The following is a 16,725-nucleotide window of genomic DNA, read 5'->3' on the forward strand; positions in this document are numbered from 1 at the left end:
CAGATTCATCACCCGGAATAGTTAATTTTAAAATTAATTTCGGACCCGTTATTCAGATTTACGCGGGTTACATATCGCTATATTAGTGACACTCTCAATATAAAATTAATCCGCGGCTTTTTGAGAAAAATAATTCTTGCATGCAGGTAATCAATACCTGGCTTAAAACCCTCCGCACCAGGAAATTTTTCACCGATATGCTACCGCTGACACCCTCTTCTTTTCCTGACGCAATAATTCTGGCAACGTTCAAGAGCAATAACCAATCAATTGATTTTAATGAAAAAAATAATGAATGAATTTTCTTCAACTGACCTGCAATCCTGCCAACGCTAAACACCTGTTATCATCCAGCCGTAACGCCACTAAACCAGAAAAAGAAAAATAGCCCGCAAAGTTTTTATAAAAGGTTAATTATTATTTACTATCCCCACTTAAAAGGTGACAGGTTGATATTAACGGCCGTAAGTATTTAGCAGGAATGGCCTGACGCGCTCCCGAATCAGGCGCCATAATTATTTCTCAAACATTTTCAATGAATATCGTCATCCGCGCCTGACTGACAGAGATTCAGAAAATTCACCTGGCAGGAAACCTCGTATCTATCCTGAATGATCAGGTTAACGTATATAATTCCGGCCTGAAAAGGCATCGCGTGTTGACTGTCAGCGGGAGTATTTCATCAGGGCGCATAGGCCACAATGAGCTGGCGTTTTGTCGCTTCACGCCGTGCTGTAGCCTCAGCACAGAGATGGGCGGATGGAAGCGCATCGAAATGGTTCGCAGGTATGCATATCTGTCACCTAACCATCTGACAGAGCACGCGAGGCAAATTGACGCGATTTTTGGCGTCGTGTCCCAAATCTGTCCCACGGTGAAATTTTGAAGGCTGAAGGAGGTTGTTAAGTAATTGATTTTGCTTGGCCCCTACAGGATTCGAACCTGTGACCTACGGCTTAGAAGATAGTAGACCTTAATATAAACCATTGAAACAAGACCATTAATCCATGCTCGCAACACGTATTATGTCGTAAGCGTCATTCAATGTAATTCACCTTCGTCGGCATGCATTCTGTGGCGACACAAATACGACACAGAGTGCAAAGGTCTGGATTACGCAAATACTTTTGCATTCCCATTCAGATTATCGGCCGATTAGCCTCAATCATCTGCCGTTCGGAAACCATTTTTTCGCTGGAAACCTGCCTGGAAACCTCACGTTTGGAAACCAGTGATTCAGCCTTGGCTTTTATCTTCGCCTTTAGGTCGCGCTCCCATCCCTATTTCTTCGCCCGCTTGTTAATCGCGGTATGGGTAATGCCTTGCTGCGATGCAATCTCGCGGATAGACATCAACCCAGCCCGGTAAGCCGACTCGATGGCCTCCCAATCTGGTGATGCCATTTTCAATATTTCCCATCAAGTTTTTATAGATAAGGCCGATATACTCTTAAAACCCTTTTCACTCATGGTGACTATGAACATACGAACTAACGCCAATGCATTTGCGCTCATCCTTTTAGGTCTATCTTACCCCGCTCTGGCTAACAGCGATTTATGTTCAACCGTTACTTTTGAAGCCTTCGGGGAACCTAAGCAGACTGTCAGAGATTGTGCTGACCCCTATGAATCCTTTTGGGTATCGGTAACGATTGATGGTGTGCGCTTTATGACACAAGGGTTAGGCCTGATCGTGCCGCAAACGTCATCTCACCAAGAGAGTGACGAGATGCAATTCTTAACAGTTCAGGTCACTAAGAAAAATAATAAATATACTGTTCGCTTCCTGCGGGCGCTCAATGGTCAATCAATTTACTGGGCTGGTATAATTTTGCCCGGTCAGCAACAAGATGTAACCATCAAAGGGCATAAGGTTAATATCCGCTTTGAGCGTCAAAAAAACTGACATTCAACATTATCACTCGCGACAGAACATCTCTTGTTTGTCGGTGAGTGCCATTTTAATTTCAGGAATTTAATATGTCAGAAGTTACTAAACGTACCGCAAAGAATGCCGGTGATGCAGGAGAATATTATATTTCCTATATGCTTTCTCGCCTTGGCATAAGCGCAGCTTTAACAACGAGCGGTTCAAGCAGGGTCGATATCATTGCGACAGTTGACGGTTCTAAAAGCATAAGTATTCAGATAAAAGGTTCTTGGGCCAGATCTGCTCCAAGGCAATCGACCGTTGGCAATCATAGGCCAATCGTGTCGCCAGACTTGTTTTATGTCTTCTGTAATATGTCTGAAGATATAAAAAACACTTCAGTTCCTACGGTGTATATTGTCCCAAGCAACGACGTTGATGCTCAGTCAACGTGGCATCATCAGGTGCCACTTTTCAAAATATCTAAAGCAGACGATGAAAAGTATCTAGCTCGCTGGGATCGTATTCAGCTTGCATTGGCACATATTCCATCTTAAGCACGTCATTAGGAGCCAGATATAACCAACCGCCACCGTAGATCAATTCCAATGAAGCCGTTGACTACTTCTGGCTGAGAGCTGTTCATCAGGCCTTCAAGCGTTTCACCGGATTTGGTGGTTACTGTAATGCGGTAGGTGTCGGACATTGAGAACCTCTTTATCCCCCCAGATATATTGACATCAAAATGAGACAGTCCATGGTGATGGCAATAATATGTTAACTTTGGCAAAACCAAGGAGGCGGTATGTTTTCTTTTCTCACCACATTCAAGCGACTAATCACTAACCAGCAAAAACAACAAAACTCCAAGCTAGGACATTCAACAGAAGAGCTTCTTCAATGGGCAACAGGCTGTATGCTTGATGGCCTACCTGATAATTTTTTTCAGGCTAGGCTTTTGTGTGTCCGGGAGCCTAATCCCACTAATCCAGATGGTTGGATAGTCAGTGTGAATCACGATGTGATGCTTAGTGCTGACTCAGATTATCAACGGTTTCAACCTGCTGATGACCTTTATCCTACGCAGTGCGTAGAAATGCTACTTAATGGCAAGGTGAATCGCCACGGCTTTAACAGACACCTCGGAGTCATTTAAGATGGCTTAAAGAGAGGTGCCCATGAGCGGTAAGCGTTATCCCGAAGAGTTTAAAATCGAAGCAGTCAAACAGGTTGTTGATCGCGGTCATTCTGTTTCCAGCGTTGCAACACGTCTCGATATCACCACCCACAGTCTTTACGCCTGGATAAAGAAGTACGGCCCGGACTCATCCACTAATAAAGAACAGTCAGATGCTCAGGCCGAGATCCGCCGACTCCAGAAAGAGCTGAAGCGGGTTACCGACGAGAGAGACATACTAAAAAAAGCCGCGGCGTACTTCGCAAAACTGTCCGACTGAGGTACGCCTTTATCCGCGACAACCGCCGTTGCTGGCCTGTTCGTTTGCTCTGTCGGGTTCTGGACGTCCATCCGAGTGGATTTTATGTCTGGCTTCAGCAGCCACATTCACAGCGTCACCAGGCAGACCAGATGCTGACCGGGCAGATCAAACAGTTCTGGCTTGCGTCTGGCTGCGTCTATGGTTATCGCAAGATCCATCTGGACCTGCGGGATAGCGGGCAGCAGTGCGGAGTGAACCGGGTCTGGCGGCTGATGAAGCGTGCCGGTATAAAAGCTCAGGTTGGGTACCGTAGCCCACGGGCACGTAAAGGCGAAGCCAGCATCGTGGTACCGAACAGGCTCCAGCGGCAGTTCAATCCGGACTCACCAGATGAGCGTTGGGTGACGGACATAACCTACATCCGAACTCACGAAGGCTGGCTGTATCTGGCCGTGGTGGTTGACCTGTTCTCCCGGAAAGTTGTCGGCTGGTCAATGCAACCCCGCATGACAAAAGAGATTGTCCTGAACGCATTATTAATGGCGGTGTGGAGGCGTAATCCTCAAAAACAGGTACTGGTTCATTCTGATCAGGGCAGTCAATACACGAGCCATGAGTGGCAATCGTTCCTGAAATCACACGGTCTGGAAGGCAGCATGAGTCGTCGCGGTAACTGTCACGACAACGCGGTTGCGGAAAGCTTTTTCCAGCTACTGAAACGCGAACGGATTAAGAAAAAGATCTACGGAACACGGGAAGAAGCCCGCAGTGATATTTTTGATTACATCGAAATGTTTTATAACAGTAAGCGTCGGCATGGCTCGAGCGATCAGATGCCACCAACTGAATACGAAAACAAATATTATCAACGGCTCGAAAGTGTCTAGATTATCCGTGGCGATTCAATCTGAAACTCCATCATTGTCAGTCTCTCAGCCTCTTCCCTGCTCATACCGAGGTGCGTTCGCGCTGCGTTGATGTACTCGAAAGCATTGAATTCAGATGATGACTGACTGCCCTCATGGCGCTGCAGTTTCCTTACCTTTGCCTTGCCGATGATTCCATGTTGAATGAGTGACTGTGCGATCAGCAACATGTCACTGACCGGCATTAAGCCTTTCCGGTAGACGAATAGCCACTTACCGGACTTTCCCGGTTTTAACTCGCCAATCAGGATGCTGATATCTTCATCACAGCATGCCGCCATCACATTCATCGCCGCGTACACAGCCGCTTACTGGACTGCGGGCGGCTCAGATAACTCGCCAGCCAAGCTGGAATACCGCCAAAAGCCGCGACAGCGCTCCTTACCAGTGATGATTGCTCATCATCATACAGGTCGAAGAAGGCCTGAACTATCTCCTGCGGGTCGCCGATTCGCATCATGTTTGCGAATGATGGCCTGAAGAAATAGTCATCCTCACCCACTGTAAACAGGCATTCGCCTATCTCTTTTGCCGGGGCCATAGTTTCTCCAGAATCATTATCAAGGGCAGTCAGTCGCAACCGCCCTTGTAATGGTTACGAGCCCGTAACTTTAACTGCGCAGGTAACGCCATTCATCATCGCCTGGTACGCTTTCACCGCTGTCATCAGAGCAAATGTGCGCGTCTTGGCGCTACCACGACCACCGTGTGAACAGCGGTAGCGTTTATTGATGGCAGTAAAAAGTGGCGCAAGTTTGGCGGGTATTGGAAGTTGAACGGCATCACTCATTCTTTTGGTTCAACGGGAAGAAGCTGAATGGTCGTCGGCTTGGTTGCCATGCTGCCATCAGATGACTTGTGATCTATTTCCTGGCTGACTTTATCGCCGTACTTCTTCGGGTTCATTCGCGCTAGTGCCCATTTGCGGGCGTCGATGCGGAGTCGTGCTTTACCTACAGCTGCGGCCTCTTCGGCAACACTGTCTGCTATGTCGAACATCTCTTCTAAAATTGCATCGGCGCGGGTCTCGGTGGCTTTCGCGTATTGGTCGCGAAACTCTTCATGCTGAGCAAGCCAGCGGAATACAGTTGCCTTATTCGGCATCCCCGGGCGCTCACAAACTTTGCGCAGGCTTTCACCATCGGCAAGCAGTGAGCAGATATCAGCAGCCACCTCTGGTAGATAATCAGAAGGGCGGCCAGTTTTTGTTTTGGTCGCCATAGAAACTCCATAAGATATTTTTATTAAAGAAAAGTGTCTCCGTGCCGAATGATCATCCAAATAACAAAGGAGAGTGCTATGCCGGTTATAGTCACATTTGATTTAAGTGGTTATGGAGCGAATGACCACGGACGTATTAAGACGATGTTTGAACGGTACGGATGGGAAGACTTAGGTGGCACCTCATACCGTTACCCAAAGCTTGACACCACTGATCAACCTGTCGAAGATTGGCTCAATCATATTGTTCCAGCACTGATGCTTTTCAGGTCTTATTTTGCTAACAATCCTCAAGTGACATTAGACAGAATGTCGATTGATGCCCATTCATCCTCTGGCTATAACCCTGATACTCAATTTGGTCGTGGTGTATTAGACGGCGCGGAAGCTGCCAGTTATGAACCAGGAGATCCAGGTAAGTTTGGAAAGAAGAACATTGTAGATTGGCTCGACAACATTCCCTTCCCTTACTAAAAAGTTAGGCTCAGCATGAGGCTGGCAGTGATCAACTTTACTGATTACTGTCCCCATCCACCGGCACGTACTCCATCTTAAGCACGTCATCCGGCACGAGGTCTACCCAAGCGCCATATGAACAACAAAAAACCGCCCGTAGGCGGTTATCTAAAGAACTTTCCGGATGATTTAAAACCTTTGCCATCTGTTTTAGGCAGGCCTTCTAATTCGATTTTATTTGTACGCCGGATGTAAGTATCAACAAGCCCTTCGTTTTTTTCTCCCTGCAGATGTTTACTCGTTTTTCTTTCGAGCCATCCACTCACCATTGCTCCAATGAATTTTGGATAATGCTGGGATTTTGCTAAGGGCCTACTTGTCTGGAATCTTTCCTTTGATGAACCCGCTTTATTTGCCTGCGGGTGATTTTCGTGATCATAGTCCCACCATACTGAGATCTTAATTTCTTCGCAGCTTATCCCCTGCCAGATTATCACTGATTTTTTTCCTGATATCTCGGTAAACGCATGCCCAGATGGATCATCTATATCCTTGCTGCTATCTAAATTTATAAGTTTATTATCAACCAGATAGTTTGTGCCTATTACAAGCAAGTTGCGGAGCGATGTCATGGTTCCTCCTTAGCAAATGGAATCCATACATTAGCGCCAGGATTAATCCTAGTGAAGAGATTTTATCTCACAGTGTCGCAACGCTTCACAGCGTGGCTATCCAGCAGCGGCAGGTTCAGCGCTTTGCCGCACGTTTCGTAATTTGCGCGGAAAGTTACCTGTTCAAGCCCGCAATCACGATACTTCCAGCCGTCACCGTTGAGGTTATTCCTGTATCTGCCGCCGTAAACAAGATTGGCGATCGCTGCCTGACGCTCTGCAGATAATGAAGCGGCGCCGGGCTGACGTCCAAGTTGCTCTCGCTGTGCAGGATTTAAACGCTCGCCAAAAATCTTCAGGCCTTCCACGCTGTAATTGAGATTCTCAGACACTCGCGTGAATCCAGCGGATTCTGTGCCGACCTGAGCGATGAAGTGCGCCTGGCGCTTTGCCGTATCAATGCCGAACTCTTTCATGGTCGCCATTACATGCGGAAACCACTTATCGGCCAGCGCATCACTGATGTCTGCGGCCTTCTTAAACTGCTCACGATTCATCATTGCGGCACCCCTGCATCTCCTGAAGCTTTTTGCAGGAAACGCTTTTCCAGTGCTTTGATAAGCGATGAGCCGGACCAGCCAGCCATACCACATATTGCGCCGGTGACTTCCTGAGGCCAGTCCAGTATGTCGCCAGCAGCATCATCAGAAAGCCAGCGAACACGGATACGATTAACTGAAGACAGAGCGTGCGCCAGCTGAATGAGTCGCCGCTCAGAACCTTATAGGCATAGGCCGCAACCGAGCCGAGCACTGTCATGCCCAGCGCGATCAGCGCGGCAATTAAGCCAGGATCGGATTTGTAAGGCATACGTTTCATTTCCACCCCCGCATAGGGGACTTGTCCAAATAGGAATTATCTAAATATTGAACAGAACAAGCCCGGTTAAGCTTCATCTTGTCGAGAGAGAAGCCCCGCCTTGCGCCGTTGGGTAGCCGAAGAAATAATCCGCCTGAGTGCGGATTTTTTGTGCAGAAAAGTCGCCCGCTGCCACACAGGATCACGAGTGAGGTTTAAAATGATTGGCAGGGGCGATAATAAAAGGACTCAAATACTTAGAGTCTATATTTAAATCAAATTCCAGCTTTAACCCTTTCCCACTCCCTCTTAAAAATAGATTGAGCATATATCAGAAGATTGTTCGTTATGTCTAAGACTTCCGCATATTCACGTCCAAATTTATCATTATCAAAATCAGGCTTCACCACAACTGAATTGATTACTCGAACACGCCCAAATAAACTTTTAATCTTTTGATATTCATCTTCAGCAGGGTTTAACATCATTAAAATCTTAGAAGAAAGGAGAGAAACCTTTTCATTTTTCTCATCCATTTTTTTAGAGGAAGAACTAAGCTCTTGCAAAGCTTTATCGTGCTCAACTCTAAAGTAATCGCTTTGATCCTCTAATTTTTTTTGCTCTAAAATTTTATGAAACTTTCTCACATGCTCAGTTTGCAACCTGTAACTATTAGTAGCATCAACCAGAGCAGGCGCTTCAACCATATAATCGGCAACTATGTCTCTCAAGGCATTTATCCAGCTTTGCCTATTACCTGAAAGAACCTGCATATTGAAATTTCTTTCTGCGATTATAATTTGAGTTTTTCTATCTTCCTCAAATGACATTTGCTGATTTCTTCGCTCTTCACGCAAAAACTCTTGTTGAATCTCTCGCTCAGTTCTCACATTATCGGCGTTACGCTTAAATGTCCAAACTGCTATAAGAGCTGGAAAAAGACCAGCAACCAAACTTACAAGCGCCGTGACAACAAGATTTGTATAATCAGGAGGCGAATCCACAATAATTTTAGGCATGCGGCTTAAAGCTATTACTAAATCACTTGTCGAAAGACCTTGATCAAACAGAAACGGTGTACCCTGCCAAGCCATGATGATTTCCTTGTCAAAAGGAAACAACATACATGATCTTGGGCATAACAAAAAAGCCCTCGCAGCTGGTGAGGCCGCAGGGCTTTTTGATTATCACAGAGTGATGGAATTTGTTACCTGCTCAGTTCGCTTTTACGCCCCGAGCTTATGTGAAATATGCTAGGTAACATGCCCTTTGTTTTTAGCTATTTGTGCTTTATTTCTATTCAAGCAGCTAAATTAGGAATCTCCTTCTCCATACCTCGCTTAATTGCGTAAAACTTTTCTCCTTCGAGGATATTCAGTTCCCATTCCGTTCTGTTTCGCCCCTCTTTGGTGCTCAGGCCGGTGTGGTAAATCAGGGAGGAAGAAATATTTTGCGCGCTCTTGCGTTTGCAGTAGCGTAATCTGGCCATGTTGCGGATCGGGTTATCCCGGCCAAACGTTTTCACCATGACAGACTCAACGAAAGCAGCATCATCAGATTCTTTGGCGAGAGCGATGATGTTGCTGGTTGAGGTTTGCGGCATCAGCAGGTCACGGGCTTTACGGAATAACTCTTCCCCGCGCAGACCTTCACAGTGAAGCTCTGACACGATTTTCTCGATCTGCTTACCCTTCTGTTCGCTCCATTCGCAGCGCATCATCAGGCGGCCAAAGACATTCACCTCGCCGCGGTCATAATCTTCGCCACCGAGGTGCTGCCCCCTCAAGGTGAGCAGGTGACGAACCCATGCCTGTTGCGATCGGTTAATTGTTTTCCATCCTGTGCCGAAAAGCCGGCGCATATCCGCAGCGCTACGAACACCGGCAAGCCTGACGATTTGCTGAAAGTCTCGCTCAATGCGCATGTTTCATCCCCATGATTTTTGCTGTGAGCTTGATGATTCGGTAATCGACCGGGAAGGTATTGCGCGTTCTATACATGCGTAGCCTGAGCCACTTCTCTCTGAGGTAGTCGGTCATGCAACCCCCATATCTGTGATGATGATTTCCAGCCTGCCGCCTTTGACCACTTTGCAGCGAACCATACGCACGTCATCAATCAGGCTGTCGTCTGCTATGACGCCGGCGTGGGTGAGTGAGTCGAGGGGTGCTTTGAAAAGGTTGTCGAGGTCACGACGGGCGCGTATAGGTGGATATGCGAGAATTTTTACTTTCAGCCGGCCGGCCAGTTGGTATTGCTGATTTGCTTCGGTTACTTGCTGAGTTACTGCTGCTATGTATTCTCTTCCCTTTTTGCTTTTAATCTTTCGCCCGCGGAACACTGAGAATAGGTGGTTGTTCCCGGGTGGCCACGGTAACGTTACCGAAGCGGAACGCAAGCATGATGAGTTCGCTAAGTCACTCTGTAATTATTTGGACGACTTAGATGACTGGGATTCCCCTGTCGGTAAGGTTCATGCCATGGTTATCTACGACGCTATCGCCTCCGGCAAAATCCCCCACGTCATCCTGAAGTAATTCCCCACCCCATTAACCTTTACGCGCTCTGCGTGAGGAGTTGTTATGTCAAAAAATCTGGTTGTCACCATGCCTGACGAAAGCGTTTGGGCAGTGCCGGTTGAAATTATCGCAAGCAACCGCGCTACGTACTATGCGCATGAATTCGGTAGTGATGTTGAGGAAAGCCTAGCAAAAGACACGCTGCCACTGTTCGACGGTGACGCGTTCGAGATTGAAGATTGGGCGGCTAACAACATGAACTGGGAGGATGTCGTTAACCATGCGCGTCTGATTAAAGAGGGTGAAACGGACTATCAGGAAGGATGGGTGAATGGCGAAAAAGAAGTGAAAGAGCTGTGAACACCCTCCCCACCCTGTCACCAAGCGATATCACACTGTGGATAGCCTTTCTTAGTGCCCTGATTATTGCGTGGCGATGGCCGCCAAAGGAGTAGAGATGGAAAACGACGAGCCGTTAACTCTCGCCGAAGCCGCCACCTACCTGAAGGTATCGGCAAGGACCGTGAGCAATCTCATCAGGCGGGGTGATTTAAACGCCCGCAGAACTGCCGGCAGCAGCGGTAAGTATCTGGTGCTTAGGTCAGCCTGTATTGATTATCTATCCAATCCAACACAGAATCGCCCGGCGAGCATGGGTGATGGCAGAACAGGAGTTACATCATGTCAATCACCCTCAGGGGCGGAGTATGGCACTGTCATTTCTTTACCCCGAATGGAAAAAGAGTTAAGCGATCGCTTGGCACAGCGGACAAAAAGCAAGCTCAGGAGCTGTACGACAAGCTAAAGGCTGAGGCGTGGAGAGTTGAAGAGCTGGGTGATTTACCGCAGCGATCATTTGAAGAGGCCTGCATGCGCTGGCTGGATGAAAAAGACCAGAAGCGCAGTCTGGATGACGACAAGGTTAAGATTGGCTTCTTTCTTCAGCACTTCTCAGGAAGGGATATCGCCACTATCACAGGCGAAGAGGTGCAGAAGATTGTTAGCAAAATGGTAGACCGTAATCATCGCCGCAAATGGGAAATCCGCAGGGACGCGGCAATCAGGGATGATAAGCCAGTGCCGGTGTATAAGGATAAGCCGGTGAGTGCCGGCACTAAGAGTCATTACCTGGCATTCATGCGCTCGCTTCTCCGTGCGGCAGCCATCGAGTGGGGATGGATCAAAAATGCCCCTGTAATAAAAACCAAGAAGCCAGTCAGTAAGCGCATCAGGTGGTTAACTAGGGAAGAAGCGAACAGGCTTGTTGAATGCATGCCTGAAACCATAAAGCCGGTTGTAATTTTCGCTCTGGCAACCGGTCTGCGCCGCTCAAACATTCTCGATCTGGAATGGGCTCAGGTAGATATGCAAAGGAAAGTGGCATGGATAAATCCAGAGAACGCCAAAGCGGGCAAGGCTATTGGCGTGGCTCTGAATGATACCGCATGCAAAGTGCTTAAAGGGCAGATTGGAAAGCATTCGCGCTGGGTGTTCGTACACACCAAGCCGAAGCATCGCAGTGACGGCACTATTGCGCCGGCTGGAAGGAAGATGCGCAGTGATGATAACAAGGCGTGGAAGATCGGGCTACAGCGCGCCGATATTGATAACTTTAAATTTCACGACCTGAGACATACCTGGGAAAGCTGGCTTATTCAGGCAGGAGTTCCGTTATCGGCTTTGCAGGAAATGGGCGGATGGGAGAGCATCGAAATGGTTCAGCGGTATGCTCACCTGGCACCTAATCATCTTACCGAGCATGCGAGGCAAATTGACGCGATTTTTGGCAGTCGTGTCCCAAATCTGTCCCACGGTGAAATTTAGGTGGCTGAAGGAGGTTGTTAACTGATTGATTTTATTTGGCACGCCCTACAGGATTCGAACCTGTGACCTACGGCTTAGAAGGCCGGTGCTCTATCCAGCTGAGCTAAGGGCGCATAGAAGATGCGTCGGATTATACGTCGGCACGCTGGCGCGTCAACGTTTTTGCCGCCAACGGACGGCAGAGTGTCGAGGGAATGAACAATTCGCCTTAATGACGCTGACGCCACTCGCTCAGTGAGACCAGATTACTCACCTCCGCGGATTCCCCTTCCAGTTCAATCCCCTGCGGCGTGAAGCGCGCATTATACTGCTCGCGTAACGCATTCAGCTCCTGGCTGTCCGGCTCCAGCTGGCGCAGGAATCCCAGCGCCAGCAACAGCTGCTGACGTGAAATCAGAGCGGAGAACCCCGCCTTCGTCAGAATGTGATGCCAGCGCTGTGCGTTCTCATCGCTGCCATCGACAATCAGCACCTGCCAGATCAGCAGCACTGCCGCGCCATTATTGAGGTGCACTTCGTTGTCGCCGCGAATGTAATCGGTGAACTCGTTTGCCGCCTCTTTGCCCATCTGCGCAAGCAGCGATTCAACATGCACCGGCGGCAGCTGCAGCCGCTTGCTGAGCGCCTGCGCGGCGTGGCGCGAACCGGCAGTCAGCAGCTGAAATCCCACAACAAACACTATCGCCAGCGTGGCGAGCATCAACCAAATCATCACGTGTTCCACATCATTGCCTGGCGGGCATAATACGCGCTAAGCCTGGTGCGCGCCACGGCGAAAAATCGGGAAACCGGTCGCGTAAACGAATCTGTGACTGACAGCCGCACGCGCTTCTGACAGAATAGACGCCATCCCCGATTTAACTCTCTACAGATGGATTTCCTCTCTGATGGCAGCAAAAATTATTGACGGTAAAACGATTGCGCAGCAGGTGCGCCTTGAGGTTGCCGAAAAAGTGCAGCAGCGTCTCGCTGCCGGTAAACGCGCCCCTGGCCTGGCCGTGGTGCTGGTCGGTGAAAACCCGGCATCGCAGATCTATGTCGCTAACAAACGCCGCGCCTGCGAAGAGGTCGGTTTTGTCTCGCGCGCTTACAACCTGCCCGCCAGCACCAGCGAAGCTGAACTGCTGGATGTGATCGATGAGCTGAACTATGACGACGCTATCGATGGCATTCTGGTGCAGCTGCCGCTGCCGGCCGGGATCGATAATGTCAAAGTGCTGGAGCGCATCACGCCGGACAAAGACGTTGATGGCTTCCATCCTTATAACGTCGGTCGTCTGTGCCAGCGCGCCCCTAAGCTGCGTCCGTGTACGCCACGCGGCATCGTCACGCTGCTGGAGCGCTATAACATCGATACCTACGGCCTGAACGCCGTGGTGGTTGGCGCATCGAATATCGTCGGTCGCCCGATGAGCATGGAGCTGCTGCTGGCCGGCTGCACCACCACCGTCACGCACCGTTTTACCAAAGATCTGCGCCATCACGTTGAGCATGCCGACCTGCTGGTAGTGGCAGTCGGTAAGCCGGGCTTTATCCCGGGCGACTGGATTAAACCAGGTGCGATTGTGATTGATGTCGGCATTAACCGGCTGGAAAGCGGCAAAGTGGTCGGCGATGTAGATTTTGCGTCAGCCTCTGAGCGCGCGGCTTACATCACGCCTGTACCGGGTGGCGTTGGCCCGATGACGGTCGCCACGCTGATTGAGAACACGCTGCTGGCGTGCGAGCAATATCACGATGTGGAGCAGGCATAATGGCGAGTTTTTCACTGGGTAAACATGCGCACGTTGATTTGTGCGATCTGCTGAAGCTGGAAGGCTGGGTGGAGAGCGGCGCGCAGGCCAAAGCGGTGATCGACGAAGGCGAAGTGCGCGTTGATGGTGCCATCGAGACGCGTAAGCGCTGCAAGATTTTTCCCGGTCAGACGGTTGAGTTTGCCGGTCAGCGCGTAACGGTTGTGGCCTGATTTTTAACAGGCAAATCCGGACCTGTAGCGGCGCAATTGATTGCGCAATGAATTGCGCCGCTACGATAAGTGCATCAGGTTAATTACCCATAACCAGTGGGTTAAAGTTAGCCGTAAAAAAAGGGCGAACCGCAGTTCGCCCTTTTTGTTATTTACGGCGCCAGCTTGACCCCTGCGGGCCATCTTCCACGATAACGCCCAGCTCGTTCAGCTTGTCACGTGCGATGTCCGCCTGCGCCCAGTCTTTCGCGGCGCGCGCATCGGCGCGGGTTTTCACCCAGTGTTCAATCTCTGCCACTTCGTCGGCATTCACCTGTGCGCCACTCTGCAGGAATTGCTCCGGATCCTGCTGCAGAATACCCAGCACATCGGCCAGCTGACGCAGTTTCGCGGCCAGCGCATCGGCGGCGGCTTTATCTTCACCCTTCAGGCGGTTGACTTCACGCGCCATATCAAACAACACCGAGTAAGCTTCCGGCGTGTTGAAATCATCGTCCATGGCGGTGCGGAAGCGGGCTTCAAACGCCTCACCGCCAGCCGGCGTCGCGCTGGCATCGGTATGGCGCAGCGCGGTGTAAAGGCGCTCCAGCGCCGCGCGTGCCTGATTCAGGTTATCTTCGCCATAGTTAAGCTGGCTGCGATAGTGGCCGGACATCAGGAAGTAGCGCACGGTTTCCGCATCGTAGTGCTGCAGCACATCGCGCACAGTAAAGAAGTTGCCGAGCGATTTCGACATCTTTTCCCGGTCAACCATCACCATGCCGGAGTGCATCCAGTAGTTCACGTACGGGCCATCGTGTGCGCAGGTCGACTGCGCCACTTCGTTTTCATGGTGCGGGAACATCAGGTCTGAACCGCCGCCGTGGATGTCGAAATGGGTGCCAAGCTGTTTGCAGTTCATCGCCGAGCACTCAATATGCCAGCCCGGGCGGCCGTTGCCCCACGGTGAGTTCCACGCCGGCTCATCGGCTTTGGACATTTTCCACAGCACAAAGTCCATCGGGTTGCGCTTCACTTCCGCCACTTCCACGCGCGCGCCGGCCTGCAGCTGTTCGAGATCCTGACGCGACAGCGCGCCGTAATCTTTATCGCTCAGCACATCAAACATCACGTCGCCGTTATCCGCCACGTAGGCATGACCGCGATCGATCAGTTTGCCGACCAGTTCGATGATCTCCGCGATGTGGCGCGTGGCGCGCGGCTCGAGATCCGGCGGCAGAATACCCAGCGCGGCAAAATCTTTGTGCATTTCGGCGATCATCCGGTTGGTCAGCGTTTCAATGCTTTCCCCGTTTTCGTTGGCACGTTTAATGATCTTGTCATCGATATCGGTGATATTACGCACGTATTTCAGCTTATAGCCCACGTAACGCAGGTAACGCGCGACCACGTCGAATGCCACAAAGGTACGCCCATGGCCGATATGACAGAGGTCGTAAACCGTGATTCCACACACGTACATACCGATTTCACCGGCATGAATGGGTTTAAATTCCTCTTTCTGGCGACTCAGGGTGTTATAGATCTTTAGCATTGAACGATTCCGTTGTTTACGTGTGCGGGATACGCCTTCTTGATGTAGCCGGTTATTGTGCCGTATTTTTCCGACTTGTGCATCGCTCGCTTCGCAACTGCCGTTGCCTTACTGACGCGTTATTGGAAATTGTGATATAAGAGGCGTCTACAAAAATGCCCCGCCGCCTTGCCGGTGCGGCAGTTGATACTGACGACAACCTCCACAGGACGAATATAATGGTCACTTTCCAGACGAACCATGGCGATATCGTAATCAAAACCTTCGATGACAAAGCGCCGGCTACCGTACAGAACTTCCTGGACTACTGCCGTGAAGGTTTCTACGACAACACCATTTTTCACCGCGTGATCAACGGTTTCATGATTCAGGGCGGCGGTTTCGAGCCTGGCATGAAGCAGAAAGCCACCAAAGCAGACATCCGCAACGAAGCCAACAACGGCCTGAAAAACACCAAAGGCACGCTGGCGATGGCGCGTACTCAGGCACCTCACTCGGCTACCGCACAGTTCTTCATCAACGTTGCCGATAACGACTTCCTGAACTTCCGTGACGAAAGCCTGCAGGGCTGGGGTTACTGCGTGTTTGCCGAAGTGGTTGAAGGCATGGACGTGGTCGAAAAAATCAAAGCAGTGAAAACCGGCCGCAGCGGCATGCACCAGGACGTGCCGGTTGATGACGTGATCATCCAGAAAGTGACCGTCAGCGAGTAATGTCGCGCACGCTGTTTATCGCAGATTTACATCTGTGTCAGGAAGAACCGGCAATCACTGCCGGTTTTCTGCATTTTTTGCAGCGGGAAGCGCAGCAGTGTGATGCGCTTTACATCCTTGGCGATCTGTTTGAAGCCTGGATTGGCGATGACGATCCTAATCCGCTGCATCAGCAGATCGCCGACGCCCTGCGTGCCCTGCCGGTACCCAAATTCTTCATTCACGGCAATCGCGACTTCCTGTTAGGTCAACAGTTTGCCCGCGCCAGCGGCATGACGCTGCTGCCCGAAGAGCAGGTGCTGGAGCGCTATGGTCAGCGCGTGCTGATGATGCACGGCGACACGCTGTGTACTGACGATCACGGTTATCAGCGTTTTCGCGCCAAAGTGCATCAGCGCTGGCTGCAGCGGCTGTTTCTCGCGCTGCCGTTGCGTCTGCGCATGCGTATTGCCGCGCGGATGCGGGCCGACAGCCAGCAGGCCAACCAGCACAAGTCACTGAGCATCATGGACGTCAACCCGCAGGCAGTAGCCGCGGCGATGACGCGCCAGCAGGTGTCGATCCTGATTCACGGCCACACCCATCGCCCGGCGATTCATCAGTTCGAGCTCGCCGGCACGCCAGCGCAACGCGCGGTGCTGGGCGCGTGGCATGAGCGCGGATCAATGATTCAGCTGGACGCACAGGGCGTGCAGTTGATCGAATTTCCTTTCTGATTGTTTGCGGCGGAAATGCCGGTTTTCCGCCCACGCAACCGTTTTCCTTGCCGCTGTCTCGTGCTATTCTCTG

The 16,725-nt window shown here is 50.4% G+C and carries 24 protein-coding genes, 1 tRNA gene and 4 pseudogenes; 13 read left to right on the plus strand and 16 right to left on the minus strand.

Annotated features, from left to right (window positions below; all coding sequences use genetic code 11):
• Window positions 1–94: 94 nt before the first annotated feature.
• Window positions 95–340, minus strand: a complete 246-nt coding sequence (locus AC6I8F_RS13965; RefSeq protein ID WP_498028118.1) for a hypothetical protein — start codon at window positions 338–340, stop codon at window positions 95–97.
• A gap of 396 nt (window positions 341–736) precedes the next feature.
• Here AC6I8F_RS13965 and AC6I8F_RS13970 point away from each other — a divergent pair.
• Window positions 737–906: pseudogene (locus AC6I8F_RS13970) on the plus strand (integrase); the annotation flags it as partial.
• 236 nt (window positions 907–1,142) lie between these two features.
• Here AC6I8F_RS13970 and AC6I8F_RS13975 read toward each other — a convergent pair.
• Window positions 1,143–1,403 (minus strand): annotated as a pseudogene (locus AC6I8F_RS13975) (hypothetical protein); the annotation flags it as partial.
• On the opposite strand from AC6I8F_RS13975, the gene AC6I8F_RS13980 reads away from it, so the two are divergent.
• Window positions 1,378–1,905: a hypothetical protein gene (locus tag AC6I8F_RS13980; protein ID WP_498028810.1), complete on the plus strand. Its 528-nt coding sequence runs from the start codon at window positions 1,378–1,380 to the stop codon at window positions 1,903–1,905. The pseudogene AC6I8F_RS13975 and the gene AC6I8F_RS13980 overlap by 26 nt on opposite strands.
• A gap of 74 nt (window positions 1,906–1,979) precedes the next feature.
• Window positions 1,980–2,426, plus strand: coding sequence for a hypothetical protein (locus AC6I8F_RS13985; RefSeq protein ID WP_498028119.1), 447 nt, complete (start codon window positions 1,980–1,982; stop codon window positions 2,424–2,426).
• Between the two features lie 8 nt (window positions 2,427–2,434).
• Here the strand turns inward: AC6I8F_RS13985 and AC6I8F_RS13990 are convergent, their stop codons facing one another.
• Window positions 2,435–2,575, minus strand: a complete 141-nt coding sequence (locus tag AC6I8F_RS13990) for a hypothetical protein (protein WP_498028120.1) — start codon at window positions 2,573–2,575, stop codon at window positions 2,435–2,437.
• A gap of 99 nt (window positions 2,576–2,674) precedes the next feature.
• On the opposite strand from AC6I8F_RS13990, the gene AC6I8F_RS13995 reads away from it, so the two are divergent.
• Both AC6I8F_RS13995 and AC6I8F_RS14000 read left to right on the plus strand, forming a co-directional pair.
• Complete coding sequence (locus AC6I8F_RS13995) at window positions 2,675–3,025, plus strand: hypothetical protein (RefSeq protein WP_498028121.1); 351 nt, start codon at window positions 2,675–2,677, stop codon at window positions 3,023–3,025.
• 22 nt (window positions 3,026–3,047) lie between these two features.
• A protein-coding gene (locus AC6I8F_RS14000; RefSeq protein ID WP_117111563.1) for an IS3 family transposase occupies window positions 3,048–4,195 on the plus strand; the annotation gives its coding sequence in 2 pieces (ribosomal slippage) (window positions 3,048–3,285 and window positions 3,285–4,195; 1,149 coding nt in all).
• Here AC6I8F_RS14000 and AC6I8F_RS14005 read toward each other — a convergent pair.
• The 3 genes and pseudogenes from AC6I8F_RS14005 to AC6I8F_RS14015 form a co-directional block, all read right to left on the minus strand.
• A pseudogene (locus AC6I8F_RS14005) lies at window positions 4,192–4,775 on the minus strand (DUF6246 family protein). The gene AC6I8F_RS14000 and the pseudogene AC6I8F_RS14005 sit on opposite strands and share 4 nt — an antisense overlap.
• Before the next feature lie 81 nt (window positions 4,776–4,856).
• Window positions 4,857–5,024, minus strand: a pseudogene (locus AC6I8F_RS14010) (PBSX family phage terminase large subunit); the annotation flags it as partial.
• The gene (locus AC6I8F_RS14015; RefSeq protein ID WP_498028122.1) at window positions 5,021–5,455 is read right to left on the minus strand and encodes a terminase small subunit-like protein; all 435 of its coding nucleotides are present in this window, start codon (window positions 5,453–5,455) and stop codon (window positions 5,021–5,023) included. The gene AC6I8F_RS14015 and the pseudogene AC6I8F_RS14010, both read right to left, overlap by 4 nt.
• Before the next feature lie 78 nt (window positions 5,456–5,533).
• Here AC6I8F_RS14015 and AC6I8F_RS14020 point away from each other — a divergent pair, with 78 nt between their 5' ends.
• Window positions 5,534–5,929 carry a hypothetical protein gene (locus tag AC6I8F_RS14020; RefSeq protein WP_498028123.1) on the plus strand — a complete coding sequence of 132 codons (396 nt, stop codon included), beginning with the start codon at window positions 5,534–5,536 and terminating at the stop codon, window positions 5,927–5,929.
• Between the two features lie 146 nt (window positions 5,930–6,075).
• On the opposite strand, the gene AC6I8F_RS14025 is transcribed toward AC6I8F_RS14020, so the two are convergent.
• The 7 genes from AC6I8F_RS14025 to AC6I8F_RS14055 all read right to left on the minus strand — a co-directional run bounded on the left by AC6I8F_RS14025 (window position 6,076) and on the right by AC6I8F_RS14055 (window position 9,778).
• Window positions 6,076–6,543: a hypothetical protein gene (locus AC6I8F_RS14025; protein ID WP_498028124.1), complete on the minus strand. Its 468-nt coding sequence runs from the start codon at window positions 6,541–6,543 to the stop codon at window positions 6,076–6,078.
• Window positions 6,544–6,605: 62 nt separating this feature from the next.
• Window positions 6,606–7,082 (minus strand): glycoside hydrolase family 19 protein, encoded by a 477-nt coding sequence (locus AC6I8F_RS14030; protein ID WP_498028125.1) that lies wholly within the window; start codon window positions 7,080–7,082, stop codon window positions 6,606–6,608.
• A complete protein-coding gene (locus AC6I8F_RS14035; RefSeq protein WP_498028126.1) occupies window positions 7,069–7,401 on the minus strand; it encodes a phage holin family protein in 333 nt (110 codons plus the stop codon). Before AC6I8F_RS14035 ends, AC6I8F_RS14030 begins: the two co-directional genes overlap by 14 nt.
• A 254-nt stretch (window positions 7,402–7,655) precedes the next feature.
• On the minus strand, window positions 7,656–8,474 hold the full coding sequence (locus AC6I8F_RS14040; RefSeq protein ID WP_498028127.1) for a hypothetical protein: 819 nt from the start codon (window positions 8,472–8,474) through the stop codon (window positions 7,656–7,658).
• Window positions 8,475–8,680: 206 nt separating this feature from the next.
• The gene (locus AC6I8F_RS14045; protein WP_498028128.1) at window positions 8,681–9,304 is read right to left on the minus strand and encodes a hypothetical protein; all 624 of its coding nucleotides are present in this window, start codon (window positions 9,302–9,304) and stop codon (window positions 8,681–8,683) included.
• Window positions 9,294–9,419, minus strand: a complete 126-nt coding sequence (locus AC6I8F_RS14050) for a YlcG family protein (protein WP_498028129.1) — start codon at window positions 9,417–9,419, stop codon at window positions 9,294–9,296. The genes AC6I8F_RS14045 and AC6I8F_RS14050 overlap by 11 nt, the downstream gene beginning before the upstream one ends.
• The gene (locus AC6I8F_RS14055) at window positions 9,416–9,778 is read right to left on the minus strand and encodes a RusA family crossover junction endodeoxyribonuclease (RefSeq protein WP_498028130.1); all 363 of its coding nucleotides are present in this window, start codon (window positions 9,776–9,778) and stop codon (window positions 9,416–9,418) included. The genes AC6I8F_RS14050 and AC6I8F_RS14055 overlap by 4 nt, the downstream gene beginning before the upstream one ends.
• A gap of 184 nt (window positions 9,779–9,962) precedes the next feature.
• Between AC6I8F_RS14055 and AC6I8F_RS14060 the strand changes: the two genes are divergently transcribed.
• The 3 genes from AC6I8F_RS14060 (at window position 9,963) to AC6I8F_RS14070 (ending at window position 11,723) form a co-directional block, all read left to right on the plus strand.
• Window positions 9,963–10,259 carry a hypothetical protein gene (locus AC6I8F_RS14060; RefSeq protein ID WP_498028131.1) on the plus strand — a complete coding sequence of 99 codons (297 nt, stop codon included), beginning with the start codon at window positions 9,963–9,965 and terminating at the stop codon, window positions 10,257–10,259.
• 97 nt (window positions 10,260–10,356) lie between these two features.
• Window positions 10,357–10,704, plus strand: a complete 348-nt coding sequence (locus tag AC6I8F_RS14065) for a helix-turn-helix domain-containing protein (RefSeq protein WP_498028132.1) — start codon at window positions 10,357–10,359, stop codon at window positions 10,702–10,704.
• A complete protein-coding gene (locus AC6I8F_RS14070; protein WP_498028805.1) occupies window positions 10,587–11,723 on the plus strand; it encodes a tyrosine-type recombinase/integrase in 1,137 nt (378 codons plus the stop codon). Before AC6I8F_RS14065 ends, AC6I8F_RS14070 begins: the two co-directional genes overlap by 118 nt.
• Before the next feature lie 36 nt (window positions 11,724–11,759).
• Here AC6I8F_RS14070 and AC6I8F_RS14075 read toward each other — a convergent pair.
• Window positions 11,760–11,836, minus strand: a tRNA-Arg gene (locus AC6I8F_RS14075).
• A 95-nt stretch (window positions 11,837–11,931) separates the two neighbouring features.
• Window positions 11,932–12,435, minus strand: coding sequence for a DUF1198 family protein (locus tag AC6I8F_RS14080; protein WP_058769413.1), 504 nt, complete (start codon window positions 12,433–12,435; stop codon window positions 11,932–11,934).
• A 175-nt stretch (window positions 12,436–12,610) separates the two neighbouring features.
• On the opposite strand from AC6I8F_RS14080, the gene folD reads away from it, so the two are divergent.
• Together folD and ybcJ are read left to right on the plus strand one after the other, a co-directional pair.
• Window positions 12,611–13,477, plus strand: coding sequence for a bifunctional methylenetetrahydrofolate dehydrogenase/methenyltetrahydrofolate cyclohydrolase FolD (gene folD, locus AC6I8F_RS14085; protein ID WP_498028133.1), 867 nt, complete (start codon window positions 12,611–12,613; stop codon window positions 13,475–13,477).
• Entirely contained in the window at window positions 13,477–13,689 is a 213-nt protein-coding gene (gene ybcJ / locus AC6I8F_RS14090) for a ribosome-associated protein YbcJ (RefSeq protein WP_010618497.1), read from the plus strand. The genes folD and ybcJ overlap by 1 nt, the downstream gene beginning before the upstream one ends.
• A 148-nt stretch (window positions 13,690–13,837) precedes the next feature.
• On the opposite strand, the gene cysS is transcribed toward ybcJ, so the two are convergent.
• Window positions 13,838–15,223, minus strand: a complete 1,386-nt coding sequence (gene cysS, locus AC6I8F_RS14095) for a cysteine--tRNA ligase (protein ID WP_021508630.1) — start codon at window positions 15,221–15,223, stop codon at window positions 13,838–13,840.
• A gap of 218 nt (window positions 15,224–15,441) precedes the next feature.
• Here cysS and ppiB point away from each other — a divergent pair, with 218 nt between their 5' ends.
• Together ppiB and AC6I8F_RS14105 are read left to right on the plus strand one after the other, a co-directional pair.
• Window positions 15,442–15,936 (plus strand): peptidylprolyl isomerase B, encoded by a 495-nt coding sequence (ppiB, locus tag AC6I8F_RS14100; protein WP_021508631.1) that lies wholly within the window; start codon window positions 15,442–15,444, stop codon window positions 15,934–15,936.
• The gene (locus AC6I8F_RS14105; RefSeq protein ID WP_058769412.1) at window positions 15,936–16,652 is read left to right on the plus strand and encodes a UDP-2,3-diacylglucosamine diphosphatase; all 717 of its coding nucleotides are present in this window, start codon (window positions 15,936–15,938) and stop codon (window positions 16,650–16,652) included. Before ppiB ends, AC6I8F_RS14105 begins: the two co-directional genes overlap by 1 nt.
• Window positions 16,653–16,725: the final 73 nt, after the last annotated feature.

The organism is gamma proteobacterium symbiont of Axiagastus rosmarus (assembly GCF_059730925.1).